Origin of the sequence: Lysobacter sp. 5GHs7-4, assembly GCF_021284765.1 — a bacterium.
Classification (GTDB): domain Bacteria; phylum Pseudomonadota; class Gammaproteobacteria; order Xanthomonadales; family Xanthomonadaceae; genus Lysobacter.
Window position 1 is genome coordinate 3,768,268 of sequence record NZ_CP089924.1, and the last position, 25,061, is coordinate 3,793,328.

Annotated in this window: 24 protein-coding genes and 1 pseudogene; 10 read left to right on the forward strand and 15 right to left on the reverse strand. The window is 70.2% G+C overall.

Annotation, left to right across the window (positions count from 1 at the left end; translation table 11 throughout):
- Window positions 1-25 precede the first annotated feature (25 nt).
- Entirely contained in the window at window positions 26-1,759 is a 1,734-nt protein-coding gene (gene ptsP / locus LVB77_RS17030) for a phosphoenolpyruvate--protein phosphotransferase (protein ID WP_232907267.1), read from the forward strand.
- Between the two features lie 383 nt (window positions 1,760-2,142).
- Here ptsP and LVB77_RS17035 read toward each other — a convergent pair whose 3' ends face one another.
- The gene (locus tag LVB77_RS17035) at window positions 2,143-2,700 is read right to left on the reverse strand and encodes a DUF4189 domain-containing protein (protein WP_232907268.1); all 558 of its coding nucleotides are present in this window, start codon (window positions 2,698-2,700) and stop codon (window positions 2,143-2,145) included.
- Between the two features lie 296 nt (window positions 2,701-2,996).
- On the opposite strand from LVB77_RS17035, the gene mgtE reads away from it, so the two are divergent.
- On the forward strand, window positions 2,997-4,358 hold the full coding sequence (gene mgtE, locus LVB77_RS17040; RefSeq protein ID WP_115858835.1) for a magnesium transporter: 1,362 nt from the start codon (window positions 2,997-2,999) through the stop codon (window positions 4,356-4,358).
- A gap of 146 nt (window positions 4,359-4,504) precedes the next feature.
- Window positions 4,505-5,311 (forward strand): prolyl oligopeptidase family serine peptidase, encoded by an 807-nt coding sequence (locus LVB77_RS17045; RefSeq protein WP_232907269.1) that lies wholly within the window; start codon window positions 4,505-4,507, stop codon window positions 5,309-5,311.
- Between the two features lie 191 nt (window positions 5,312-5,502).
- On the opposite strand, the pseudogene LVB77_RS17050 reads toward LVB77_RS17045, so the two are convergent.
- The 4 genes and pseudogenes from LVB77_RS17050 to LVB77_RS17065 all read right to left on the reverse strand — a co-directional run.
- Window positions 5,503-5,718: pseudogene (locus tag LVB77_RS17050) on the reverse strand (alkylphosphonate utilization protein); the annotation flags it as partial.
- Window positions 5,719-5,768: 50 nt separating this feature from the next.
- Window positions 5,769-6,713, reverse strand: coding sequence for an aspartate carbamoyltransferase catalytic subunit (locus LVB77_RS17055; RefSeq protein ID WP_232907270.1), 945 nt, complete (start codon window positions 6,711-6,713; stop codon window positions 5,769-5,771).
- Window positions 6,710-7,204, reverse strand: a complete 495-nt coding sequence (gene ruvX / locus LVB77_RS17060; RefSeq protein WP_232907271.1) for a Holliday junction resolvase RuvX — start codon at window positions 7,202-7,204, stop codon at window positions 6,710-6,712. The genes LVB77_RS17055 and ruvX overlap by 4 nt, the downstream gene beginning before the upstream one ends.
- Complete coding sequence (locus LVB77_RS17065) at window positions 7,201-7,767, reverse strand: YqgE/AlgH family protein (protein ID WP_232907272.1); 567 nt, start codon at window positions 7,765-7,767, stop codon at window positions 7,201-7,203. The genes ruvX and LVB77_RS17065 overlap by 4 nt, the downstream gene beginning before the upstream one ends.
- Before the next feature lie 165 nt (window positions 7,768-7,932).
- Between LVB77_RS17065 and LVB77_RS17070 the strand changes: the two genes are divergently transcribed.
- Window positions 7,933-8,499, forward strand: coding sequence for a DNA-3-methyladenine glycosylase I (locus tag LVB77_RS17070; protein WP_232907273.1), 567 nt, complete (start codon window positions 7,933-7,935; stop codon window positions 8,497-8,499).
- Window positions 8,500-8,530: 31 nt separating this feature from the next.
- On the opposite strand, the gene LVB77_RS17075 is transcribed toward LVB77_RS17070, so the two are convergent.
- The 3 genes from LVB77_RS17075 to LVB77_RS17085 all read right to left on the reverse strand — a co-directional run bounded on the left by LVB77_RS17075 (window position 8,531) and on the right by LVB77_RS17085 (window position 14,877).
- On the reverse strand, window positions 8,531-12,382 hold the full coding sequence (locus tag LVB77_RS17075; protein WP_232907274.1) for a hypothetical protein: 3,852 nt from the start codon (window positions 12,380-12,382) through the stop codon (window positions 8,531-8,533).
- A gap of 209 nt (window positions 12,383-12,591) precedes the next feature.
- Window positions 12,592-13,722, reverse strand: a complete 1,131-nt coding sequence (locus LVB77_RS17080) for a PilT/PilU family type 4a pilus ATPase (RefSeq protein WP_232907275.1) — start codon at window positions 13,720-13,722, stop codon at window positions 12,592-12,594.
- Window positions 13,723-13,839: 117 nt separating this feature from the next.
- Window positions 13,840-14,877, reverse strand: a complete 1,038-nt coding sequence (locus LVB77_RS17085) for a type IV pilus twitching motility protein PilT (RefSeq protein WP_055903397.1) — start codon at window positions 14,875-14,877, stop codon at window positions 13,840-13,842.
- A 230-nt stretch (window positions 14,878-15,107) separates the two neighbouring features.
- On the opposite strand from LVB77_RS17085, the gene LVB77_RS17090 reads away from it, so the two are divergent.
- From LVB77_RS17090 to LVB77_RS17100, 3 genes are all read left to right on the forward strand, one after another.
- Window positions 15,108-15,758, forward strand: a complete 651-nt coding sequence (locus LVB77_RS17090) for a YggS family pyridoxal phosphate-dependent enzyme (protein WP_232910333.1) — start codon at window positions 15,108-15,110, stop codon at window positions 15,756-15,758.
- A gap of 109 nt (window positions 15,759-15,867) precedes the next feature.
- Complete coding sequence (gene proC, locus LVB77_RS17095; RefSeq protein ID WP_232907276.1) at window positions 15,868-16,713, forward strand: pyrroline-5-carboxylate reductase; 846 nt, start codon at window positions 15,868-15,870, stop codon at window positions 16,711-16,713.
- 25 nt (window positions 16,714-16,738) lie between these two features.
- Window positions 16,739-17,230, forward strand: coding sequence for a DUF4426 domain-containing protein (locus LVB77_RS17100; protein WP_232907277.1), 492 nt, complete (start codon window positions 16,739-16,741; stop codon window positions 17,228-17,230).
- Between the two features lie 42 nt (window positions 17,231-17,272).
- On the opposite strand, the gene LVB77_RS17105 is transcribed toward LVB77_RS17100, so the two are convergent.
- The 5 genes from LVB77_RS17105 to pdxH all read right to left on the reverse strand — a co-directional run bounded on the left by LVB77_RS17105 (window position 17,273) and on the right by pdxH (window position 21,354).
- Entirely contained in the window at window positions 17,273-18,238 is a 966-nt protein-coding gene (locus LVB77_RS17105) for a lipase secretion chaperone (RefSeq protein ID WP_232907278.1), read from the reverse strand.
- Window positions 18,239-18,240: 2 nt separating this feature from the next.
- The gene (locus LVB77_RS17110; RefSeq protein ID WP_232907279.1) at window positions 18,241-19,200 is read right to left on the reverse strand and encodes a triacylglycerol lipase; all 960 of its coding nucleotides are present in this window, start codon (window positions 19,198-19,200) and stop codon (window positions 18,241-18,243) included.
- Between the two features lie 205 nt (window positions 19,201-19,405).
- Window positions 19,406-20,206 carry a cobalamin-binding protein gene (locus LVB77_RS17115; protein WP_232907280.1) on the reverse strand — a complete coding sequence of 267 codons (801 nt, stop codon included), beginning with the start codon at window positions 20,204-20,206 and terminating at the stop codon, window positions 19,406-19,408.
- A gap of 78 nt (window positions 20,207-20,284) precedes the next feature.
- Window positions 20,285-20,755, reverse strand: a complete 471-nt coding sequence (gene aac(6') / locus LVB77_RS17120) for an aminoglycoside 6'-N-acetyltransferase (RefSeq protein ID WP_232907281.1) — start codon at window positions 20,753-20,755, stop codon at window positions 20,285-20,287.
- Complete coding sequence (gene pdxH, locus LVB77_RS17125) at window positions 20,752-21,354, reverse strand: pyridoxamine 5'-phosphate oxidase (protein ID WP_232907282.1); 603 nt, start codon at window positions 21,352-21,354, stop codon at window positions 20,752-20,754. The genes aac(6') and pdxH overlap by 4 nt, the downstream gene beginning before the upstream one ends.
- Window positions 21,355-21,371: 17 nt before the next feature.
- Between pdxH and LVB77_RS17130 the strand changes: the two genes are divergently transcribed.
- Window positions 21,372-22,199 (forward strand): kinase, encoded by an 828-nt coding sequence (locus LVB77_RS17130; RefSeq protein ID WP_232907283.1) that lies wholly within the window; start codon window positions 21,372-21,374, stop codon window positions 22,197-22,199.
- Window positions 22,200-22,239: 40 nt separating this feature from the next.
- Here the strand turns inward: LVB77_RS17130 and LVB77_RS17135 are convergent, their stop codons facing one another.
- A complete protein-coding gene (locus LVB77_RS17135) occupies window positions 22,240-22,443 on the reverse strand; it encodes a dodecin family protein (protein WP_232907284.1) in 204 nt (67 codons plus the stop codon).
- A 126-nt stretch (window positions 22,444-22,569) separates the two neighbouring features.
- Here LVB77_RS17135 and LVB77_RS17140 point away from each other — a divergent pair, with 126 nt between their 5' ends.
- Both LVB77_RS17140 and aroB read left to right on the forward strand, forming a co-directional pair.
- Window positions 22,570-23,124: a shikimate kinase gene (locus LVB77_RS17140; protein WP_232907285.1), complete on the forward strand. Its 555-nt coding sequence runs from the start codon at window positions 22,570-22,572 to the stop codon at window positions 23,122-23,124.
- Window positions 23,121-24,242 (forward strand): 3-dehydroquinate synthase, encoded by a 1,122-nt coding sequence (gene aroB / locus LVB77_RS17145; protein ID WP_232907286.1) that lies wholly within the window; start codon window positions 23,121-23,123, stop codon window positions 24,240-24,242. The genes LVB77_RS17140 and aroB overlap by 4 nt, the downstream gene beginning before the upstream one ends.
- 136 nt (window positions 24,243-24,378) lie before the next feature.
- On the opposite strand, the gene LVB77_RS17150 is transcribed toward aroB, so the two are convergent.
- Window positions 24,379-25,011 (reverse strand): cysteine hydrolase family protein, encoded by a 633-nt coding sequence (locus LVB77_RS17150; RefSeq protein ID WP_232907287.1) that lies wholly within the window; start codon window positions 25,009-25,011, stop codon window positions 24,379-24,381.
- Window positions 25,012-25,061: the final 50 nt, after the last annotated feature.

Here is a 25,061-nt window from a genome sequence, read left to right on the forward strand (position 1 = left end):
GGGCACGGCACATGAGGCAGCCTAGATGAGGCAAGCGTTCTTCGGACATGGCGCATCGCGTGGCAGCGCGCTCGGCCGTGCCCGGGTCCGTCTGCCGCATGCGCTGGAAGTCGCCGAGGAGCGGATCGAGCAGGGCCAGGTCGAGGCCGAACTGGCGCGCCTGCACGCCGCCATCGAAACCGTGCGCAAGGAAATGCATGCCCTGCGCGACCGCCTGCACGGCGCGCTCGCACACGAGGTCGGCGAATTCCTCGACCTGCACACCCTGCTGCTGGACGACCCCGAACTGCTGCACGGCCTGGACGAACTGATCCGCACCGGCCGCTACGCCGCCGACTACGCGCTGCGCCTGCAGCGCGACCGCATCGCCTCGGTGTTCGAGGCCATGGACGACGCCTACTTCCGCAGCCGCGTCGACGACATCGATCAGGTCATCGGCCGCATCCACGCCGCCCTGCACCGCCGCGAGGGCGAGATGCAGGGCGTGGCCGGCGAGATCCTGATCACCGACAACGTCGCCCCGGCCGAGCTGGCGCAGCTGCAGGCGCAGGGCGTGCTGGCCATCGTCACCGCCGCCGGCAGCACGCTTTCGCACAGCGCCATCCTGGCGCGCAGCCTGCACCTGCCGCTGGTGGTCGGCGCCGCCCAGGCTCTGCTCAAGATCAACGACGGCGACGCGCTGACCGTCGACGGCAGCAGCGGCACGGTGATCCTGGAGCCCAACGCCGACGACCTGCGCGCGCACCGCGGCCGCGTGCGCGAGCACGCGCGCGAGCGCAAGCAGCTGCACCGCCTGCGCCGCGAACCCACACGCACGCTGGACGGCGTCGACATCAAGCTCTACGCCAACGCCGAATCGCGCGACGACGTGGCCGAGGCGCACGCCCTGGGCGCGGCCGGCGTGGGCCTGTACCGCACCGAATTCCTGTTCCTGCAGCGCAGCGAACTGCCGACCGAGGACGAGCAGTTCCGCGCCTATCGCGACGTGGTGCTGGGCATGACCGGCCGCTCGGTGACCATCCGCACCCTCGACCTGGGCGCGGACAAGGCCGACCGCACCGGCCTGGCCCTGCGCGACGAACCCAACCCCGCCCTGGGCCTGCGCGGCGTGCGCCTGTCGCTGGCGCGCGACGGCCTGCTCGAAACCCAGCTGCGCGCGTTGCTGCGCGCCTCCGGCTACGGTCCGCTGCGCGTGCTGGTGCCGATGGTGAGCTCGCGCGAGGAAATCCTGCGCGTGCGCCGATTGTTGGACAAAGTCGCCCTGGACCTGCGCGCCGAGGGCCACGAAATCGCCGAGCGCGTGCCGCTGGGCGCGATGATCGAAGTGCCCGCGGCCGCGATCGCCCTGCCCAGCTTCATCGGCGCGGTCGACTTCCTGTCCATCGGCACCAACGATCTGATTCAGTACCTGCTGGCCGCCGACCGCAACAACGAGGCGCTGGGCGAGCTCTACACGCCGTTGCACCCGGCGGTGCTGCGCCTGATCCGCGACGTGATCCGCCTGGCCAAGGCGCGCGGTAAGTCGGTGGCGGTGTGCGGCGAGATGGCCGGCGACCCCGCGTTCGCGCCGCTGCTGCTGGCGCTGGGGCTGGAAGAATTCAGCCTGCATCCGGCGACCCTGCTGGAACTGCGCCGCGCGATCCGCGGCCTGGACCTGTCGGCCCTGCGCGCGCGCGCGCCGGCGCTGTTGCGCGCGGCCGACCGCAAGGGAATCGAGGCTTGGGTGCGCAAGGCGGGCGGCGGCGACGGCGCCGACTGAGAGTTCAGATTGTCGGCCGACGGATCGCCGCAATGGTGGTGCTATCGGTGACGGCTATTGCGTTGGAGGCGTTGGAGGCGTTGCCGCCTTAGACGCACGATCAACTTCGACGCGCCGCCTTTTAGCCGTCATTCCCGCGAAGGCGGGCTCCGCCCCACTTCGGCGCAGCCGAACATCCAGTGACGTCAGCGCGAAAAATAGGTTACTTCGCTCTGACGAAGAAAAAGCGTTCGTTCCGCTCTTCTTTAGACGACGTCGTTGTGCGCAGCGGCACGAAAGTCACTGGATTCCCGCCTTCGCGGGAATGACGAGCTTAAGAGCCGCAGCGTTCTGCCACTGCGAGCCAGCAGCGCCTTGCGGCCACCTCTAGGCGACCTTACCGCTTACTTCCACCCATCAAAGTAAAAACTCCCCGTCACGCAGTTCGTACTGATCTTCTGACACATCTGCGCGCCCTTGCCGCAGCGCGCCAGCGCCGTCGCCAGGGCCTGCTCCTCGCTGCGCCCCTTGTCGGCGTACAGGCTGGCGTTGCCGTCCGGCCCCATGCCCACCGCGATCGCCGCGCATTCGGAACGATACGACAGCAAGACCTTGCAGTCGGCGCCACCACCGTTGGCGCGGCAAGCCTCCAGCGCGCCCTGCTCGGCCTCCTTCTTCTCGCTAATGCCGTTGTCCTGCCCGGCCATGCCCAGGCTGCGCCTGACCGGATCGTGGGCGATCGCGGCCCAGGCCTTGTACTCGCGCTTGATCGCCTGCGGCGTGCCGGCCGGCGCCGCGTCGGCGGGCTTTTTATCGCCGTGCAGGCCATAGCCCGGCAGCGGAATGCACAGCTGGCCGCTGGGATTGCCGCCCGGGTACTGGCCGTCGGGGCAGCCCTGTTCGGCATACGCGCTGCCGCTGCAGGCCAGCAGCGCGATCAGGACCCAGCTTCTGATGTTCATGACGCTCTCGCAGATATGGCGGACGGCTGCGCGCCGGATGCGCGCCAGCCCCGTGCCCGCATTGTGAGCGCCGCGCGGACATCGCTCCCAGGCGGCACCGGACTGCCCGGCGTATTTGCGGCGAGCCGGTCGCGCGGGCGCACGTGCGCGCGCGCCGCGCTGCGCCGCCGCGGCACACCATCGCGTCCGCATGCCGATTTTGCTGGGCTTTGCCGCATTCGCGGGCGATAATGCCCGCATGAACGCCTAACCCTGTCGCCGCCCTCGCGGCCGCGACGCGCCAACGGAAGTACCGCATGGCCGAAGCCGTCCGCCACGACAAGACCGCACGTCAGCTGCGACTGCTTTCCGACGCGCTCGACAGCGGTCGTCTGGGGCCGGTACGGCGCCTGGTCAACACCCTCTCGCCCGCCGAGATCGGCAACCTGCTCGAATCGCTGCCGCCCGGCAAGCGCGTCGTGGTCTGGGGCCTGGTCGATCCCGAGGACGACGGCGAGGTGCTGGTCCACGTCGGCGACGAAGTGCGCGAAAGCCTGCTCGCGGACATGGACACCGACGAGATCGTGGCCGCGGTCGAAGACCTGGACATCGACGATCTGGCCGACCTGGTCGAGGATCTGCCCGACACCGTCATCGACGAAGTCCTCAAGTCGATGGACCGCGAGAACCGCGAGCGCCTGGAGCAGGTGCTGTCCTACCCCGAGGACACCGCCGGCCGCCTGATGAACCCCGACGTGGTGACGGTGCGCGCCGACACCACCATCGACGTGGTGCTGCGCTATCTGCGCCTGCGCGGCGAGCTGCCGGAACACACCGACCACCTGTACGTGGTCAGCCGCCGTCACCAGTACCTGGGCCGGATCGCCTTGGCCGCACTGCTCACCCACGAGCCCGGCACCGCGATCAACAAGCTCATGGACGACGAGCAACCGGCGATCGACATGACCGAAACCGCGGCCGAGGTCGCGCGCCAGTTCTCCGACCACGACTGGATCAGCGCACCGGTGGTGGACGACAACAACATCCTGCTCGGCCGCATCACCATCGACGACGTGGTCGACATCATCCGCGACCAGGCCGAACACCAGGCCTTGAGCGCGGCCGGCCTGGACGAGGACGAAGACCTGTTCAGCCCGGTCCGGCGCGCGTTCCGGCGCCGCCTGATCTGGCTCAGCGTGAATCTGTGCACGGCGTTCCTGGCCGCCAGCGTGGTCGGCCAGTTCGAGGATTCCATCGCCAAGCTGGTGGCGCTGGCGGCGCTGATGCCGATCGTCGCCGGCATGGGCGGCAACGCCGGCACCCAGGTGCTGGCGCTGATGATCCGCGGCCTGGCCCTGGGCCAGATCGGCGCCTCCAACGTCGGCGTGCTGCTGCGCAAGGAGCTGTCGGTGGCGCTGATCAACGGTCTGGTGCTGGGCATCGGGCTGGGCCTGATCGTGCTGCTGTGGTTCCGCCAGCCGGGTCTGTCGCTGGTGATCGGCACCGCGCTCACCATCAACCTGCTCACCGCCGCGGCCGGCGGCGTGCTGGTGCCGATCACGCTCAAGCGCCTGGGCTTCGACCCGGCGCTGGCCGGCGGCGTGATCCTGACCACGCTCACCGACGTGATGGGTTTCCTGAGCTTCCTCGGCCTGGCGACGCTGATCCTGTTGCGCTGAACGCGCGCCATGGCCACGCAGCGCAGCGCGAATGTGAACGACGACTTTTCCGAATGTGGCGGTCGCGGCGATTCGCCGAAGCGCGCATGGACAGCGCCGAAATCGCACGGAATGATGCGATCAACAAGGATGCCTTGGACAGCACGATGCTGCGACCCGTTACCGTTCGCCTGTGGGCGATCCTGCTGCCGTTGGCCCTGATGATCGCGGCCTCCTGTACGCATACCCCGGCCGCCCGCGAACACGGGGCATTCGTCGCGCGCACGCTCAGCCTGGACGGCAAGACCTACCGCTATCAAGTGTTCGTGCCGGCGCGCGCGGCCAGCGGCCGGCATCCGCCGGCGCTGCTGTTCCTGCACGGCTCGGGCGAACGCGGCGACGACAACCAGCGCCAGCTCGCGGTCGGCCTGGCGCCGCGCATCGCCCGCAATCCGGACGAGTTCCCGGCGATCGCGGTGTTCCCGCAGTCGCCCGCGGACGCGTCCTGGACGCAAGACACCGCGCGCATGGCGCTGGCGGCGCTGGACGCGGCGATGCGCGAGTTCGGCGGCGACCCGGAGCGGGTGGTGCTGACCGGGCTATCGCGCGGCGGCTACGGCGTCTACGAATTGGCGCTGATGCAGCCCGACCGTTTCGCCGCGCTGGTGCCGATCTGCGGCGGCGTGACCGCGCCCCGGCCCAACGACGACCTGTACGTGCACGGCGTGGCCACCGACGACAATCCGTTCGCGATCGCGGCCCAGCGCCTGCACCGCCTGCCGACCTGGATCTTCCACGGCGACCGCGACGAATCGGTACCGGTGGAGCAGTCGCGGCGTATGGCCGAGGCGTTCAAGCAGGCCGGCGGCGACGTGCGCTACACCGAACTGGCCGGCACCGGCCATAACGCCTGGGATCCGGCCTACGCCAGCGACGAGCTGTGGCAGTGGGTGTGGCGGCAGCGGCGGCACTGAGGGCGAAGAAGCGCACCCCTCGCCCCCTTTTTCAAAGGGGGAAGACCAGCAGGCTTCGGCGTGACTTCGACGCAGGCCTAGACGCGTCCCTCTATCCGGCAAGGCAGTGAATCCCGCGCACACTTCACACTTGCGCGTGCAGCCTCCCCCTTTGGAAAAGGGGGATAGAGGGGGATTTGCTCTCCCCTCCGTCAAGCCTTCTTCAAAAACTCCGTCCGCAACACCAGCCCCTTGACCTTCTCGACGTTGCACTCGATGAGTTCTTCGTCGTCGGTGAGGCGGATGTTCTTGCACAAGGTGCCGCGCTTGAGCGTCACCGAGGTGCCCTTGACCTTCAGGTCCTTGATCACCAGCACCGAATCGCCGTCGGCGAGCGGAGTGCCGTTGCTGTCTTTCACGATCATCGTTCGTTCCTTGCCGGCGCGCGGCGTGCTGCCGCGTGCCTGAGTAAGCGGATTCAACCCTTGAGCAGCGCCTCGAGCACCGCCATGCGCGCGGCCACGCCGTTGGCGACCTGGGTCAGGATCAGCGACTGCGGGCCGTCGGCGACCTCGTCGGTGATCTCGACGCCGCGGTTGATCGGGCCCGGGTGCATCACGATCGCGTCCGCGGCGGCGCGCTTCAGGCGCGCGGCGGTCAGGCCGTAGTCGCGGTGGTAGTCGTCGAGCGAGGCGATCAGGCCTTCTTCCATGCGCTCGCGCTGCAGGCGCAGCATCATCACCGCGTCCACGCCTTCCAGCGCGGCATCCAGCTCGTGCGAGACCGTGCAGCCGTCCAGCGTGGCCGCATCGGGCAGCAACGCGGCCGGGCCGCAGACGCGGATCTCGCCGGTGCCCAGCGCGCGCAGCGCGTGCAGGTCCGAGCGCGCGACGCGCGAATGGCGCACGTCGCCGACGATCAGCACACGCAGGCCCGAGAAATCGGTGCCCTTGGCCTGGCGCAGGGTCAGCATGTCCAGCAAACCCTGTGTGGGATGCGCGCTGCGGCCGTCGCCGGCGTTGACCAGGCTGGTGCCGGCGTTGGCGTGCTCGGCCAGCGTCGCCACCGCACCGTCCTCGTGGTGGCGGATCACGAAACCGCGCACGCCCATCGCCTCCAGATTCTTCAGCGTGTCCAGCGCGGTCTCGCCCTTGCGCGTGGACGAGGTCGAGGCGTCGAAGTTCAGCGTATGCGCGCCCAGGCGCTGGGCCGCGAGCTGGAAGCTCATGCGGGTGCGCGTGGACGGCTCGAAGAACAGCGTGCACACCGCCAGCCCATCCAGCGCGCGGCGGTCGTAGTGCCCTTCGGCGAAGGCCTGGGCGCGGATCAGCAGCGAGGTCAGGGCCTCGTGCGAGATCCCGTCCAGGGTCAACAGATGGCGCGGCGCGGCGGCCGGCGCGGAATGCGATTGCGTCAGGTTCATGCGGCGGGAAGTTGGCTGAGTTCGATGGCGTCGTCGGGGGCGGCGAGGTAGCGTTCGACGATCACCGCCGCGGCCACCGCGTCCAGCGCTTCGGCGTCGCGGCGGCGCTTGCGGCCCTCGGCGCGGTCGGCGGCGAAACGCTGCGCGGCTTCGATCGAGCTCGCGCGCTCGTCCACCAGCACCACCGGCAATTGATAGCGCGCGTGCAGTTCGCGCGCGAAGGCGTGCGCGCGCGCGCGTGCGGGTTGATCGCCGCCTTCCAGCGTCATCGGGTCGCCGACGATCAGGCCGTCGGGACGCCATTCGCTGCGCAGGCGGTCGATCGCGTTCCAGTCCGGGCCGTGGCCGTGCACGTCCACCACCGCCAGCGCGCGCGCGCCGTGGCCGAAGGCGCTGCCGACCGCGACCCCAATGCGGCGCGAACCGACATCGAACCCCAGCACCGTGCCGTCGCGGCGGATCACCGGGCGCTGGTCGGCGTCGGCGTTCATGCGTGTCCGGCGTAATCGGCCAGGTGCGCGAAATCCACGCCGATGCGGCCCGCGGCGGCATGCCAGCGTGCGTCCAGCGGCAGATCGAACAGCAGCTCGGCATCGGCCGGCGCGGTCAGCCAATCGTTTTCGGTCAGCTCGTGCTCGAGCTGGCCCGAACCCCAGCCGGCGCAGCCCAGGGCGACGATGGCATTGTCGGGGCCTTCGCCACGCGCCATCGCTTCGAGGATGTCGCGCGAGGTGGTCAGGAACAGCGCGTCGGCGATGGCCAGGGTCGAGTCCCACTGCATGCCGCCGTCGTGCAGCACGAAACCGCGTTCCGGATGGACCGGGCCGCCGGCCAGCACGATCTGCGAGCGCAGGCTGTCGTCGCCGCCGTCCACGCCCATCTGGCCGAATACCTCGCCCAGGGTGTATTCGGACGGACGGTTGACCACGATGCCCATGGCGCCATCGTCGTCGTGCTGACAGATCAGGGCGACGCTGCGCGAGAAGTTGGTATCCGACAGCGCGGGCAGCGCGATCAGGAGCTGGCTGGCCAGGGGTGTGGGCATCACGGACATGGCGCCATTCTAACGTGCGGGTCGCGCTCGCGGGTCGCGCCCGATCCGTCGTAGCATGGGGTTTGCCCTCACCGGACCCGCGCCATGCCCCGGCCGACCCTCCGTTTTCCGGCCCCGGCAACGCCCGCGGACGCCGCCACGCTCCATCGCGGAGCCGCCTGAGCCATGTCCGGTTACTGCGATTTCGCGCCCGGCCATCCCCTGCACGGCCCATATCACGACCGCGAGTACGGCTATCCGCAACGCGCCGAGGCCGAGCTGTTCGAACGCCTGATCCTGGAGATCAACCAGGCCGGCCTGAGCTGGGAAACCATCCTGCGCAAGCGCGAGAGTTTCCGCGCGGCCTACGACGGTTTCGACGTCGACACCGTCGCCGCCTACGGCGAACGCGACCGCGCGCGCCTGCTCGCCGACGCCGGCATCATCCGCAACCGCCTCAAGGTCGACGCCGCGATCCACAACGCCCAGGTCGTGCAGGCCCTGCGCGCCAGCCACGGCGGCTTCGCGCAATGGCTGGATGCGCATCTGCTGCTCGACGGCCGCGCGCGCGACAAGGCCGGCTGGGTCAAGCTGTTCAAGAACACCTTCCGTTTCACCGGCGGCGAGATCACCAACGAGTTCCTGATGAGCCTGGGCTATCTGCCCGGCGGGCATCGCGAGACCTGCCCGGTCTACGCCAAGCTGGCGAAGCTGCGGCCGCCGCCGCCGTGGATAGGCGCGGCCAAGGCCTGAGCTTGACCGCGCACGCTGCGGCGTGTCGCCGCTACCGCTCGGGCTCGGGCACAGTGCCCGCCATCGCTGCCGACGCCACCGTCGCATTCGGCAGCCACAGTTCGATCACCCGCTCCTCGGGCTTGAACGCGCCCGGCAACTTGCGCAATTCGACCCCGGCGCTGTCGCCGTACCAGGCCGTGAGCTGAGGCGCCAACCAGTCCTTGAGCGCGGCGGCGCAGGCGCCCTGATCGTCCATGCGATGCACGACCAGGGTCGGCTGCCGGTAGGACTTGGGCGGCTCGGCATTGCGCGCGCGCGCCGAACGCACCACGTTCTCGATGCCGGGCATGGCGGCCGCGGGCTTGAGCTGCGCCCAGGGCAATGCCGCCGCACGCAGGCGCGTGGCCTCGTCGTAGACCTGCACGTACACCGCCACCGGATAGCGGCCGCAGGCGCGCTGCACCGCCGCCTGCGCCGGCGGCGCGCGCTCGATGGCGACGACGCCGCCTTGCGGCTTGCCGCCTTGCTTCTTGGCGCCGTCGTGCTTGTTGCCGCCGACCCGCAGCGGCGGCGCGTCTATGACGACGGGCACGTCCGGCAGCGTGGCGGTCGGCACGGACGTGCCGCGCGATAGCGGATCGCCGACGAACACCGAATCGTAGCCGCCGCTGTCGTGGATTGCGCTGTCGTCGATACCGGTCGTCTCGGTTCCGATCTTCAGGCCTCCGTCCGGCGCCGACGCCAACGCGACCGCCTCGGTGCTGCGCTCCCAATACGGATCGCGCGCAGGCGGATCGCAGACCGCATCGCACAGATTGCGGTGCGCGCTCTGCAGCGGCGGGCAGGCCTTGGCCAGCGACCGTGACGGCGGCAAGCCGCAACTGGCCTGGACTTTGCTGACCGTGCGGCCGGCATCGCTGATGCCGTCGCGTTCGCGCCGCACCTGCCGGTAGACGTCGTTGAGCAAGGCCTGCGTGTCTTCGTCGACATCGACGTCCTTCTCGCCGCCAGGCGCGGGCAGACCGGCACGCGCCCACACCGGCAATTTCTGGCGCAGTTCCTTCAGGCGCTGGCCGGATGCGGCAGCCTCTTGCCGGCGTTGTTCAGCGAACTTGTCGAACACGTTCCAGGCCGGCACCACCAGGGTCGCGGCCAGGCCAGCGCCGAGGCCGGCGCTGATCGCCGCAGCCTTGGTTTCCGGCCGCCAGAACGGTTTGACCGCTTCGTCGGCCTGGGCCGTGGACGGCCGCAGGCGCCGCAACGACGGCAAGGCGTCCTGCGGCTCGATCGGCGCCGCCCAGCCCGGCAGCTGCTCCAGCCAACCCGGCTTCAGGGCCCGGCCGAAGTCCTCGCCCAGCCGGTGGTAGCTCTCCCACTGCGCCTCGTCGAAGAACTGGTCGGAGGTCGGCTGCTGCGGAAACGCGGGGTTGCGTCGCGCGTAGGCCAGCACGTCGCTGTCCAGCGCGAAATGCAGGTTCGGCTTCACCACCAGCAAGGTGCCCAGCTTGCTGCGGCCCTGGCGATCGGGGCGGTAGCGGATGCGCGCCAGCATCACCCCGCGCGCGGTGTAGTGGTCGTGCAGCTTCTCCGGCGCCAATACGCAGATGTGTTCGTCCTGCATCAGCGGCAGGTGGCAAGCGCTGTCCTCGGTGTAGAACTCGATCTCGGCGCCGTAGTCGATGCGCGCCTTGCGGATCAGGTTCTCCAGATCGGCGAACTCGTAGTCGGGGTCGGCGCCGCAATCGGCCAGCACGATGAAATCCAGCTGCCGCCGCAGCAGCGGATGCACGCCGGTGTTGTCGAAGTGGCCGCCGTCGGACAGGAACCAGGCGCGCGCGGCGGCGCCGTCGAACGAGGCCAGAGCCTCGGCCATCAGCCGCCCGAACTTGGAGTTGCGGCAGCGCCGCGCCAGTGCCAGCGTCCATTTGCCGGGACCGTGCGTGCGGCCCCGGCCGACGCCGGCCATGGGCGGATCCAACTGAGCGTTGCCGCGGCCGGTGTCGAACCAGTAGCCCAGGCGCGCACCGACCAGGAACAGCAGCATCGCCCAGCCGGTGGTGGTGTTGGAGCCCGCGCCCGGCGAGGCCGCCGCGCCCGAAATCGCGATCCAGCGGCCGAGCTTGTCCAGCCGCGGCGGCGCGATCTGCGCGCGCTCCGCATCGCGGCCCACTTCCAGACCGAAGGCGCTGGCCACCAACGGCACGCCCTTGCGATCGGCGTTGTACAGCCGGCTGCTGGCGCCGCGGGTCTGATTGAGGCAGGTGTTGACCAGGTGCAGCGGGCCGCCCTTGAGATCGGGGCGGTACTGGGCCATGGCGACATCGTCGTCGTCGACGGTTTCGACGATGTTCGACACTTCCTCGGGACTGGCGCGCCGCGCGCCGAGCACGGCCTCGCCCGGGAACCGGCGCCGGCTGCCGACCGCCAGATAGGCGCGGGTGAGGCGCGATCGGTAGAAGCCGTGCAAGGACGTGGTGTTGACCGTTTCGGTGTGCAGGCCGGTGCCGACGAACCAGACCGCCAGCGCCAGCGCCAGCCAACCCACGCGCTGCAGGGCCGATTGCTGGGCGAGCCATACGCGCCAGCCCGAGTCGCCGGCGTGTTCGCCGAACACCCACCACTGCACCACGGTCACCCACAACACCAGCACGATCGCCACCGCGCCCAGTCCCAGCACGTTGATCAGCAGCGGCATCAGGCCCGGACGCGGCCCTTCCTCGTTCGACAGCAGGCGCTGGATGGGCTCGCCGAACGCGCGCACCACGATCACCAGCAAGCCGCCCAGGCCGACGCTGCCGTACACCCACAGCGCACCGGACTCCAGCAGCTTGAGCAGGTTCCAGCTGGCCAGGTCGAGCAAGCCCGCGAACGCGGGCAGCAGCGCGACGATGTTGATCAGGCGCAGCTGCGCGGTCAGGCGATCGCGCTCGCGTGCGTTGACGGTGTCGCGATCCTCGCGCGCACGCGCGATGCGCAGCCACAGCCACAAGCCGTAGACGGCGACGCTGGTCAGCGCCACGCAGGCCAGGAACTTGCCCGAGTATCCGGGCAGCGGCACCGTCGCCACGGGCAGGCTGCGATACAGCAGCACCGCCAGCGCGGCCGGCCCCAACACCATGAACATGTCCCACACGCGGAAGCGCGCGCGCTGGGCGGGTGCGGCGGCGTCGTTCGGCGCCGCGTCGCGCAACGCCCAATAGGCCATCAGATTGCCCGGCGCCAACGACAGCCAGACCAGCGCCGTCAACGGCCACCACGCGCTGCGCCATGCGCTCCAATCCTGCGGCGCGAGCAGATAGGTGCGGCTCTGGATCATGTGCGGCAACACCACCAGCGCGCCGATCGCGATCGCCAGCAGTCCGATTTCCAGATGCACGGCCAGGCCCGCGCGCAGATACGTGGCGATGGCGACGCCGTAGTCGCGCGCGCCGCGCGGCACCAGGTAGCGGCCGTAACGGCGCAGCCACCCCAGCAGCAGCGTGTCGCTGCGACGCAGCAGTTCCTGCGCCTGCGCCAGGCCCACCGAGGCGATCAGGCGTCCCAGCGCCGCACCCGCGTAGCCGCCGCCAGAGACCGTCGACAGGTAGTCCAGGCGCGGCAGCAGGCCGTTCTGGGCGAGGCCGCGGATCAGCCCCAGACAGAAGGTGGCGCTGCGCACGCCGCCGCCGGACAGGGCCAGGCCGATGGTGCTGGGCGGCGCGCCGTCGCGGCCGGTTACGCCGGCCGCCTCGCGGCGGGCATCGATCGCGGCGCGTTCGGCGGCGTCGATCGTGGCCGCCAGCGCGTCCGCGTTGGCATCGGCGGTCGCGTGTTGCGGGCCCGCGCCATGCTCGTGCGCGCTGTCGGGCGCGGCGCCGGGCTCGGGGCCGGACGCGGCGGGTCGGTGGTCGGTCGCGGCCATGCGACATGCTCCCTGTCGTGGGGGATACGTCCCTGTTAGCGGCTAACGATACACATGCGTCCCACAGGACACCGCGCCGGCCGTCGGGCCGTGCGGCCCAGCGCCGCTGCCGATGCGGGCTGCGCCGCAGGGCAGCCGACCACGGCGCCCAAACGGCAAGAAGCCCGGACGGGCCGGGCTTCTTGACCATGCGGCGCTTGGACGACGCGTCAGCGCACTTCCGCGACCTCGACGCCGTCCAGGCCCTGGGCCAGAGTGCGCGCGTCGCCGCCCTGGGCCAGCTTGATGCGCAGGCGCACTTCGTTCTGCGAGTCGGCGTAACGCAGCGCGTCCTCGTAGCTGATCTCGCCGGCCTGGTAGAGCTCGAACAGGGCCTGATCGAAGGTCTTCATGCCCAGCTGCACGGACTCCTTCATCACTTCCTTGAGCTTGTGGATTTCGCCGTCGCGGATGTAGTCCTGCACCAGCGGCGTGCCCAGCAGGATTTCCATCGCGACCCGGCGCGCCTTGCCGTCCGGGGTCGGGATCAGCTGCTGCGCGACCACGCCCTTGAGGTTCAGCGACAGGTCCATCAGCAGCTGGCCGCGACGGTCCTCGGGGAAGAAGTTGATGATGCGATCCATGGCCTGGTTGGCGTTGTTGGCGTGCAACGTGCACAGCACCAGGTGGCCGGTTTCGGCGAAGGCGATGGCGTGGTCCATGCCCTCGCGGGTGCGCACCTCGCCGATCATGATCACGTCCGGCGCCTGGCGCAGGGTGTTCTTCAGCGCGGCGTCCCAGCTGTCGGTGTCGATGCCGACTTCGCGCTGGGTGATGATGCAGCCCTCGTGCTTGTGCACGAACTCGATCGGGTCTTCGATCGTGATGATGTGGCCGCTGGAATTCATGTTGCGGTAGCCGATCATCGCCGCCAGCGAGGTCGACTTACCGGTACCGGTGGCGCCGACGAAGATGATGATGCCGCGCTTGGTCATCGCCAGCGTCTTGATGATCGGCGGCAGGTTCAGCTCTTCGACGGTCGGGATCTTGGTCTCGATGCGGCGCAGCACCATGCCGACCTGGTTGCGCTGGTAGAAGCAGCTCACGCGGAAGCGGCCGACGCCGGTCACGCCGATGGCGAAGTTGCACTCGTGGGTCTTTTCGAACTCCTCGCGCTGCTGAGGGTTCATCACGTTGAGCACGAGGTCGCGGCTCTGCTGCGGGGTCAGCGGGTTCTGGGTGATCGGCGAGATCTTGCCGTGGACCTTCATCGACGGCGGCATGCCGGCGGTGATGAACAAGTCCGAGGCCTTCTGGTGCGCCATCAGCTTGAGGAACGAGGTGAAGTCGATGGTGCTCATGGGGCTGCCTCCTCGGGAGGTCTAACTAAAAAGACGGTGCCGTGACGCGGTGACTGCCGGGGGACCGGCGCCGGCACTGTGCCAGCAACGGTCCCGGGCAACCGGGACCGGTTTCACTTAGTCGAACAGACGCTTGTCCTTGGCGTACTCGCGGGCCTGCGGGCGCAGGATCATGCCGCGCTTCACCAGGTCCTGGAGGTGCTGGTCGAGGGTCATCATGCCGTGGTTCTGACCGGTCTGGATCGCCGAGTACATCTGCGCGACCTTGTCCTCGCGGATCAGGTTACGCACCGCCGGGATGCCGACCATGATTTCCCAGGCCGCGGTACGGCCGCCGCCGACCTTCTTCAGCAGCGCCTGTGAGATCACTGCGCGCAACGACTCCGACAGCATCGAGCGCACCATCGGCTTTTCGCCGGCGGGGAACACGTCGATGATGCGGTCCACGGTCTTGGCCGCCGAGGAGGTGTGCAGGGTGCCAAACACCAAGTGGCCGGTCTCGGCCGCGGTCAGCGCCAGGCGGATGGTTTCCAGATCGCGCAACTCGCCGACCAGGATGTAGTCGGGGTCTTCACGCAGCGCCGAACGCAGGGCCTCGTTGAAGCCGTGGGTGTCGCGGTGGACTTCGCGCTGGTTGATCAGGCACTTCTGCGAGGTGTGCACGAACTCGATCGGGTCTTCCACCGACAGGATGTGCGCGTACTCGTTCTTGTTGATGTGGTCGATCATCGCCGCCAGCGTGGTCGACTTGCCCGAACCGGTCGGGCCGGTGACCAGGATCAGGCCCTGCGGCTGCTCGATCAGTTCCTTGAAGATGCGCGGGCAGCCCAGATCCTCGAGCGACAGCACTTCCGAAGGAATGGTACGGAACACCGCGCCGGCGCCGCGGTTCTGGTTGAACGCGTTGACGCGGAAGCGGGCCAGGCCGGGGATCTCGAACGAGAAGTCGACCTCGAGGAATTCTTCGTAATCGCGGCGCTGCTTGTCCGACATGATGTCGTACACCAGCGAGTGGACCTGCTTATGGTCCAGCGCTGGAATATTGATGCGCCGCACGTCGCCATCGACGCGGATCATCGGCGGCAATCCGGCCGACAGATGCAAGTCGGATGCCTTGTTCTTGACCGAAAACGCCAACAGTTCGGCGATATCCATGCGTGCTCCCCCGCACTGCAACAGAACTTCAGATGGAAACTTCAAACCACACGTAGGCAAGCTACAGCGAAAACGCTTAAACGCAAACGAGCGACGATAACGGCCAGCCGCGACTAGCGGGCAGCGTCCCCTGCGAGGCAGTATAGCCCCGTACCCGCATCGCCGAACCAGCCCTCTTTCACAGGATTTCCCACGTGCGCGCGCTCGCCCTGCACGGCATCTTGCACCAGTTGGATAACGCCGCGCGCCTTGCGCAACGGCCAGTACCGCAGTTGCTGGCGGTCAGCAAGACCCAGGATGCGACCGCCGTCGCGGAACTGGCGGCGGCCGGCCAGCGCGCGTTCGGCGAGAACTATGTTCAGGAAGCCGCAGCCAAAACGCAGGCGCTGGCCGCGCTGGACCTGGAGTGGCACCTGATCGGCCACCTGCAGTCGAACAAGGCCGAGCAGGCCGCGCGCCTGTTCGACTGGGTGCAGACCGTGGACCGCGCCAAACTGGTGACCGCCCTGGCCCGCCACCGCGATCCGGCGCGCGCGCCGCTGCAGGTGCTGATCCAGGTCAACATCGACGACGAATCCAGCAAGCACGGCTGCCGGCCGGAGGACGCGGCGGCGCTGGCCGCGGCGATCGCGGGCGAGCCGCGTCTGCGCCTGCGCGGGCTGATGGTGATCCCGACGCCGCATGCGCAGCCCGAGCAGCGCCGCCCGGCCTTCCGTCGCAGCCAGGCGTTGTTCGCGGCGTTGCGCGAAGCCCATCCCAGCATCGACACGCTGTCGATGGGCATGAGCGACGACTACGCGATCGCGATCGAGGAAGGGGCGACGATGGTGCGCATCGGCACGGCGCTGTTCGGCGCGCGCGCGCCGAAGGCGTCGACGTGAACGTGCGCGCCGTCGCATAAGCGCGCGGCGGCGTTGCGCCGACGACCGGGTCGCGCGGCGCCGCGGCGGCCTCGGTATGCTGGGCGCTCCGCAGCCGCTCGATCCCGCCATGTCCGCATCCGATACCGCCCTGTCCACGCTCAGCCCGGTCGCCTTCATCGGCGGCGGCAACATGGCGCGCAGCCTGATCGGCGGTCTGGTCGCGCGCGGCGGCGACGCCGCTGCGATCCGCGTCGCCGAGCCGGTCGAGGTACTGCGCGAGGCCCTGCAGCGCGAGTTCGGCGTGCGCAGCCACGCCAACGCGGCCGAAGCGGCCGAAGGCGCCAGCGTGTGGCTGCTCGCGGTCAAACCGCAGGTGATGCGCAGCGTGTGTTCGGCGCTGGCGCCGTTGGCGCAGTCGCAGCGGCCGCTGGTGATCTCGATCGCCGCCGGCATCACCGCCAGCCAGCTCGCCCTGTGGCTGGGCGGCGGGCAGGCGCTGGTGCGCGCGATGCCCAACACGCCGGCGCTGCTCGGTGCCGGCATCACCGGCCTGTACGCCAACGCCGCCACCACGCCGGCGCAGCGCGCGCGCGCGGCGGCGCTGCTGGATGCGGTGGGGCCGACCGTGTGGATAGACGAGGAAGCGCAGATGGATGCGGTCACCGCGGTGTCCGGCAGCGGCCCGGCCTATGTGTTCCTGCTCGCCGAGGCGATGCAGGCCGCGGGCGTGGCCCAAGGCCTGGCGCCGGAGGCCGCGCGCGCGCTGGTCAACCAGACCCTGCTCGGCGCGGCGACCATGCTGACCCGCTCCGACGAGGCCGCCGACGTGCTGCGCGCGCGCGTGACTTCGCCCGGCGGCACCACCCAGGCCGCGATCGAAACCTTCGAGACCGGCGGTTTCCGTCCGCTGGTCGCCGCCGCGATCGCCGCGGCCACCCAGCGCGGGCGCGAACTGTCCGCCGCCAACGACTGATCCGCCACCCCAAGGAGCCATCGCCATGCGTAGCGCCCTCGCCGTCTGCCTGCTCAGCCTGGCACTGCTGGCCGGTTGCGGCCGCGAGGCCGCGGTGCCCGGCAGCTCCGGCAATGCCAATGCGGCGCCGCAGGAAGCGGTGGCGCGCAGCGGCGACGTCACCGTGCGCGCCAGCGCGCTGCAAACCTCGGCGCTGTCGCCCACGGTCGCTGCGCAGTACGGCATCGTGCGCGACGACGCCACGGTGATGCTGCTGGTGGCGGTGCGGCGCGGGCCCGACGGCCAGGACGTGGCGGTGCCGGCGCGCGTCAGCGCCACCGCCACCGACCTGCGCGGGCAGCGCCACACGCTGGAGCTGCGCGAGCTGCGCACCGGCGAAGGCGATGCGCAGTTGCTGGACTACATCGGCACGGTCGAGATCGCCCTGCCCGACACCCTGCGTTTCGAGGTCGGCGTGACGCCGGAGCAAGGAGCGAGTACGACGGTGCAGTTCAGCCGCGAGTTCTATCCGCGCTGAGGCGTCCGCTGCACCGGCGCGCGCTCACCTGACTCCGCGGCTTCAGTGGCGCGGATCGTCGCGGGTCAGCGCCTCGACGCGCAGGCGTTCGCGCGCGTCGAACGGCGCGAGCAAGGCGGTTAGACGGGCCTGGCGCTGCGCCGCGTCGAGGCTGCGATCGGCCAAGACCCGCTCGCGGCCGGCGCGGTACTCGGCCACTCGCCGATTCCAGTGCGCGCGGCGCTGGTCGAGGTCGGCCAGGCGTTGCGCGGCCGGCGCACCGAACGCGGCCTCGCGTTCGGCGTAACGGCGTTCGGGGCCGATGCCCTGCGCCTCGAATTGCGCGCTCTGGCGCATCGCCAAGGTCACGTTGTCGCTTTCTACGCGGGTGGCGTCGCTCTGCGCGGCCTCCAGCTCGCGCAGGCGCGCGGCGCGTTGCGCGGGCGTGAGGCCGTGATCGCGCAGCAGGGCCTGGCGCGCGATCGTCTGCGCCAGGCGCAGTTCTTCCTCGCCGTACCAGGCCTGGGCGACGGCGGCGCCGAGACGGCGCCGGCGCAGCTCGCGGCGGCGTTCCAGGTCGGCGCGCAGATCGCTGCCCACGCCCAGCGCCGCGCTTTCGCGTTCCAGCGCGACATAGGCATCGAACCAGGCCAGCACCTGCGCCTGCGCGGGCGCGCCCAGGCGCGGCTGCAGATAGCGGCGCAGGTCGTTGCGGATGGCCGCCAGGTCGCGCTCGCCCAGGCGGGTGAGGAAGTAATCGAACAATCGCCGCATCGCGCGATCCACCACCGGCTTGCCGGCGGCGTCCAGGGTCAGGGCGCCGTCGACGGCGGTGTCGCGCAGGGAATCGCCTGCGCCCGCCGGCGCGGCGGGCCGGCGTGCGGACGCCGGCGCGGCGGCGGAGGCCTGCGCGTTCGCCGCCGACGGTACGGGCGCACGAGCCGGCGCCGTCTCGCGACGCCAGCCCGACAGCGCCACCGCCAGCACCACGCCGGCGGCCAACATCAATACCAAGGTGAAACGCAGCATGCCTACAACCCGGCGTTCTTCAGCCTATTGAGGTGGGCACGGTAAACGCTGGGCGGGCTGGATGCGAACAGGCCGCGCAGGCCGGCGACCTGGTTGACCTCGTCGAGGTGGTTCCAGGCGTAGTCGTCGCGGATCACGCTGCCCAGGTGCGAGGAGCAGCGCCCGACCAGGCCGTCGTTGGCCTCGAAGCCGAAGAACAGCGCGCCCGCGCCCATCAGCAGATCGCTGGGATCGAACACATTGCTCAAGGGCTGGGTGCCGCCCATCGAGTAATAACGCACGCCGCGCACGCTGGCCGCGCCCTGGCCGCAGGCGCTGGCGGGCAGGCCTTCGGGATAGCGCGCGTTGAACGCGGCCGCGCCCCTGCTGTCCAGCGAGGCCAATGCCGCCAACGCATCCTGCGGATCGTCGTCGCCGGACAGGAACTCCAGGAACGAGCCCAGCGCGTCGGCGAGGCCGGCGACCAGGCCGCGGCCGGGCGAGCCCGGCGGGAACGCGGTGCCGATGCCGTCGGCGACCTTGCTGCCGGTGTGCGGGCTGCCCATCGAGGTGATCGAGGCGACCAGATCCGGCCGCACCGAGGCCACGTAGCGCGCGGTCGGGCCGCCGTGGCTGTGGCCGATCAGGTTGAAGCGGGTGTAGCCGTAGGTCGCCTGCAGGGTTTCCAGATAGTCGATCAGCTGTTCGCCGCGCAGTTCGCTGGAGTTGGCCGAGGACACGTTGGCGACGTAGACCTTGGCGCCGCCGGCACGCAGCTGGCCGGGAATGTCGTACCAGTAGTCGTAGAGGCCGCCGAGCTCGTCGAAGCCGAACAGGCCGTGCACCAGTACCACGGGATGCTTGGTCTTGGTGTAGTCGTCGGCGCTGGCCGGCAGGGCCGCCGCCAGCAACAGCAGGACCGCGAACACGCGGGCCCAGACTCCGGCGCGCAAGGCGCCCGTACGCAGGATCGATCGCGACATGTTCCCTCCCAGAAACCGTGCCGTACCGCTGGCGAGGCCGGCGGCGCCGGCCCGTCCGACTGTACGAATGCGTATGGGCGCTGCACGCCGCAGTGCACCATACGGGAGCGAACTGTGATGCTTATCGCGCGCGACCGCCGCAACCGGCACCGTCCGCCACGACCGATGCTGCATCGCACCCAACGCCGGTCGCGCGTGCGGCGCCCTACTGCGCCGCCGCCGTGCGTCCCCAGGCCTGGATGATGCGGGCGATCTCGCGCACGCCGTCGCTGAGCGCGGCCGGACCGGGCTGCAGGATGATCGGCGACTTGATCTCGTGCAGCTGACCGTCGCGCACCGCCGGAATCGCGTCCCAGCCGGGGCGCGCGGCGACGCGCTCGGGGCGGAACTTCTTGCCGCACCACGAGCCGAACACGATGTCCGGCGCCAGCGGGATCACCTCGGCGGAATCGGCCAGGATGCGATGCTTGGCCAGCGATTGCGCCGCGTGTTCGGGAAACACGTCGTCGCCGCCCGCGATCCGCACCAGCTCGGCGACCCAGCGGATGCCGGTGATCAGCGGCTCGTCCCATTCCTCGAAATACACCTTGGGCCGGCGCGGCAACGCGGCGCTGGCGCGCTCGATCTCCTCCAGGCCGCGGCGCAGGCCGTCGGCGTAGGCGCGCGCCTTATCGGCCGCGCCGACCAGCGCGCCCAGCCGCAGGATGTAGTCGAGGATGCCCTCGACGCTGCGGTGGTTGCTGATCCACACCTCCACGCCCTGCTTGATCAGCGCGGCGGCGATCTCGGACTGGATGTCGGAAAAGCCGATCACGAAGTCCGGCTGCAGCTTCAGGATCTCGTCGATCTTGGCGCTGGTGAAGGCGCTGACCTTGGGCTTTTCCTTGCGCGCGACCGGCGGACGCACGGTGAAGCCGCTGATGCCGACGATGCGGTGCTGCTCGCCGAGCGCGTACAGCGTTTCGGTCGGTTCTTCGGTGAGGCAGACGATGCGTTGGGGGCCCATGGCGCGATTGTCGCATTAGCGGCGGCGCTGCGGTTCGCCGCGCTCGGCGCATCCTGCCGGCGGTCTGCAGCGCAAGAATCAACGCAGGGCTTTGCGGAAGTACACCACACGCTCGGTCTCTTCGAAGCCGCAGGCGGCGTGCGCCTGGTGCGCCAAGGTGTTGTCGAGCAGCGAATCGGACGCGAGCTCGTCGCAACCGCGCGCCAGCGTCCAGGCCTCGACCTGCGCGATCAGCCCGCGGCCGATGCCGCGGCCGCGCGCGGACGGCGCCACGTACCAGCCTTCGAGAAACCCGACCGGCGAGCGGTCGGTGCCGTTGACGTAGTCGCCGCGCAGGCTGGCTTCGGCGAAACCGCAGGCCTGGCCGCGTTCGTCGAACGCGAGCAGGCAGACCTGGCGCTCGGGCTGCGCCAGCATTTCCAGCATGTCGTCGCGGTGATCGGTGGCCGGCTCGCCGTCCTCGTCCGGCCACAAGGCGCTGCGCAGTTGCGCCCAGGCGGTCAGATCGGCCTGCGTCGCCGGCCGCACGCGCCAGGCCGCGTCGCTCACGGATACAGCATCCGCTTCGACCAGTCGCCGGCGCGGTCGCATTCGTACAGCCAGCGCTCGTGCAGACGGAAATCGGCGCCGTACCAGAACTCGACCTTTTCCGGACGCACGCGCAACCCGGTCCAGCGCGGCGGGCGCGGCACGTCGCGGCCCTCGAAGCGCTGCTCGGCCTGGCTCAGGCGCTGCTCGAAGGTGTCGCGCGAATCCAGCGTCTCGGACTGCAGCGAGGCCCACGCGCCGATCTGGCTCACGCGCGGACGCGAGGCGAAATACGCGTCGGCCTCGGCGTCGGCGACGATCTCGACCGCGCCTTCCACCCGCACCTGCACGCCATTGCGCACGCGCGGCCAGTGGAACAGCAGCGCCGCATGCGGATTGGCCTGCAGCTCGCGGCCCTTGCGGCCGTCCAGATGGGTGTAGAACACGAAGCCGCGCGCATCGTGCGCCTTCAGCAGCACGGTGCGCGCCGACGGACGCGCGTCCAGGCCGGCGGTGGCGACGGTCATCGCGGTCGGATCGGGTTCGCCGGCGATGCGCGCCTCTTCGAACAGACCGCTGAATCCGGCGATGGCTTCGGCTAACAGGGGATGTGGGTTCATTGGGTTATTGTGGCCCGATGCCGGCCGCTCCGCATCCCTCCGCCGCCCAGGCCTATGCCGCGGACTTCGTGGAGCGCGTGCTCGACGACGCGCTGTCGCATTCGGCGCGCACGTACGCGATCGCCGGCCTGCAGGGCAGCGGCAAATCGACCCTGGCCGCGCAGGTCGCCGCGCACGCACAGGAACGCGGTTTGCGCGTGGCGGTGCTGTCGATCGACGACTGCTACCTGGGCCGGCGCGAACGCGCGCAACTGGGCCGTCGCGTGCACCCCTTGCTGGCCACGCGCGGACCGCCGGGCACGCACGCGGTCGAGCTGGCCTGCGCCACCCTGGACGGCCTGCGCGCGGGCGGCGAGGTGCGCCTGCCGCGCTTCGACAAGCTCGGCGACCGGCGCCTGCCGCCGTCGCGCTGGCCGCGCCTGCGCGCGGTCGATCTGACCCTGTTCGAGGGCTGGTTCCTGAAAACGCCCGCGCAAACCCAAGCCGAGCTGATCGCACCGATCAACGAACTGGAGCGCGCGGAAGATCCCGACGGCGTCTGGCGCGGCTACTGCAACCGGGCCCTGGCCGAGGCCTATCCGCCCTTGTGGGCGCGCCTGGACCGCCTGCTGTTCCTGCAACCGCCCGGCTTCGAGCACGTGCCCGAGTGGCGCTGGCAGCAGGAGCGCGCGCTGCAGGCCGCCCGCCCCGGACGCGTCGGCATGGACCGCGCGGGGGTCGAGCGCTTCGTGCGCCTGTTCGAACGCGTGAGCCGCCAGGCGCTGGCGCGGCTGCCGGCGATCGCCGAGGTGAGCGTGGCGGTCGACGCGCGACGGCGCGTGCGGGACTGGCGCGTGCGCGACTGACGCGCACGCGCTCGGCCGGCACCGTCGCGCGGCGCCGGACTTACTCGACGATGAAGCTCACCCGCAGGTTGACCCGCCATTCGGTGACGGTGCCGTCGTCGTCGGTGACGACCTTGATTTCGTTGACCCAGGCGCCCTTGATGTTCTTGACCGACTCGGCGCATTTCTTCAGCCCGGATTTGACCGCGTCCTCCATGCTGGTCTTGGAAGAGGCGTTGAGTTCGATGATCTTGGCGACCGCCATGGCGTGCTCCCGTCAGGCCGGCGCGCGGGCTTGCGGCCGGAACGGCGAGCCTAGGCCGGCCGGCGTTAAGGCCACGCAACAGGATCGGGCCGCCAGCGCGGCATCGCGGCTGGCTACAATCGCGGCATGAATCCCGCGAGCAATCTGATCCTGGTGGGCCCGATGGGGGCCGGCAAAAGCTGCATCGGCCGCCGCCTGGCCGAGCGCTACGGCCTGCGTCTGGCCGACGCCGACCGCGAGATCGAGCAGCGCACCGGCGCCACCGTGGCGACCATCTTCGAATGCGAGGGCGAGCCCGGCTTCCGCGCGCGCGAACGCGCGACCCTGGCCGAACTGCTGGCCGAGGACGGCCTGCTGCTGGCCACCGGCGGCGGCGCGGTGCTGGACCCGGCCAACCGCGCCCTGCTGCGCGAGCGCGGCTACGTGGTGCACCTGCAAGTGAGCGTGGAAGCCCAGCTGGAGCGCCTGGCGCGCGACCGCACCCGCCCGTTGCTGGCGCGCGACGACCGCGAAGACGTGCTGCGCACGCTGTCGGCGCAGCGCGCGCCGCTGTACGCCGAAGTGGCCGACCTGCGCTTCGACACCGAACGCATGACCGCGGCCGAAGCCGCGGACAAGCTGGCCGACCAACTCGACACCTGCTGGCGCCGCCTTGCGCACGCGCAAGGAGCTTCCGCATGACCGCACCGCTGCCGCCCGCTCTGCACCGCGTCAAAGTGTCCGGCGACGCGCCCTACGCGATCGAGATCGGCCCCGGCTTGCTGGGCGAGGCCGAACGCATCGCCGCGCAGCTGCGCGGCCGCCACGCCCTGATCGTCAGCGACGGCCATGTCGCGCCGCTGTACGCCGACGCGCTGGAAAACGCGCTGCGCGCGGCCAGGCCCAACCTGACGCTGGCGCGCTACGTGCTGCCGCCGGGCGAACACGAAAAAACCCTGGCCCGCTTCGGCGAATGCCTGGACGCGCTGGCCCGGCTTGGCGCCACCCGCGACGCCACCGTGCTGGCGCTGGGCGGCGGCGTGGTCGGCGACCTGGCCGGCTTCGCCGCGGCCTGTTGGATGCGCGGCGTCGACGTGGTGCAGCTGCCGACCACGCTGCTGGCGATGGTGGATTCCTCGGTCGGCGGCAAGACCGCGGTCGATCTGCCCAGCGGCAAGAACCTGGTCGGCGCCTTCCATCCGCCGCGCGCGGTGTTCGCCGACACCGCCACCCTGCGCAGTCTGCCCGCGCGCGAACTGCGCGCCGGCCTGGCCGAGGTGGTGAAGTACGGCGCGATCTTCGACGACAGCTTCCTCGATTGGCTGGAAGCGCACGCCGACGCGCTGCTGGCTGGCGACGACGCCGCGCTGTCGCAGGCGATCGCGCGCAGCTGCGCGTACAAGGCGGACGTGGTCGCGCGCGATCCCTACGAACGCGGCGATCGCGCCCTGCTCAATTTCGGCCACACCTTCGGCCACGCCATCGAAACCGAGCAAGGCTACGCCGGCGCCACCGGCGACGGCCTCAACCACGGCGAGGCGGTGGCGGTGGGCATGGTCCTGGCCGCGCGGCTGTCGACCGCGCTGGGCCTGGCCGGCGCCGCCGATGCGGAACGCCTGCGCGCCTTGTTGGAACGCCTGGGCCTGCCGACGACGATACCCGCGGGCTTGTCGCCGCAGGCTTTGCTGGCGCGCATGCGGCTGGATAAGAAGGCCGATGCGTCGGGTTTGCGCTTCATCCTGTGGGATCGTGCGGGGTTGGCGCGGATCGTGTCGGGAGTAGCCGACGACCTTGTGCTGCAGGTGTTGGCGGCGGGTTGAAGGATCTGGAGCAAAAGCAAATCCCCCCTAGCCCCCCTTTTCCAAAGGGGGGAACCCATGCGCTCCTTATCGCCGAACTGCTGAAGCCCGCTTGTCTTCCCCCCTTTGAAAGAGGGGGATCGTTGGGGATTTGCTCTCAAGCCGCCTCGCGCCGGCGCGCCAGCGCGCGCTGATTCGACGAGTACGGGTTGTCCAGATACGGCACCGCATCGGCCTTGAGCGCATCGATCCACTCGTCGGTGCCCAGCACCGCGGCGAAGCGGCTTTGGAACACCACCGAAAACACGCGGTGGATCTCCTCGGCGCTGGCCTGCCCGGCGCTGTTCTCGTACGACAGCGAACCGGTGGCGTCGCCGAGGAACTCCACGTTCAGGCCCAGGTGCGCGGCCTCGAAGATCGTCGAGGCGTCGCAGTTGTGGGTCATGTAGCCGATCACCGTCAGGGTGTCGATGCCGTGGTCGGCGATCCAGTCCTTGAGATCGGTGCCGGTGAACACGCTGGGCAGGTTCTTCTCGATGTAGTGGTCGCGGTGGCGCGAGGCGACGACATCGTTGAGTTCCCAGCCCGGCGTGCCCTTGACGAACACCGGCGCCTCCGGCGGCGCGGTGTTCTGCACCACCACCACCGGCACGCCGGCGGCGCGCGCGGCGTCCATGGCGCGGCCGACATTGGGCAGGGTCTGGCTCACCGGCGGATGCTCGATGAGCAGGCCGCCGCTGAAGTACTCGTTCTGGACGTCGACGACGATGAGGGCGCGCTTGCGGGTCATGGCGTTGCTCCTGAGAGGAAGGGATGGATCGGACGCCGCCTATGCTCCGC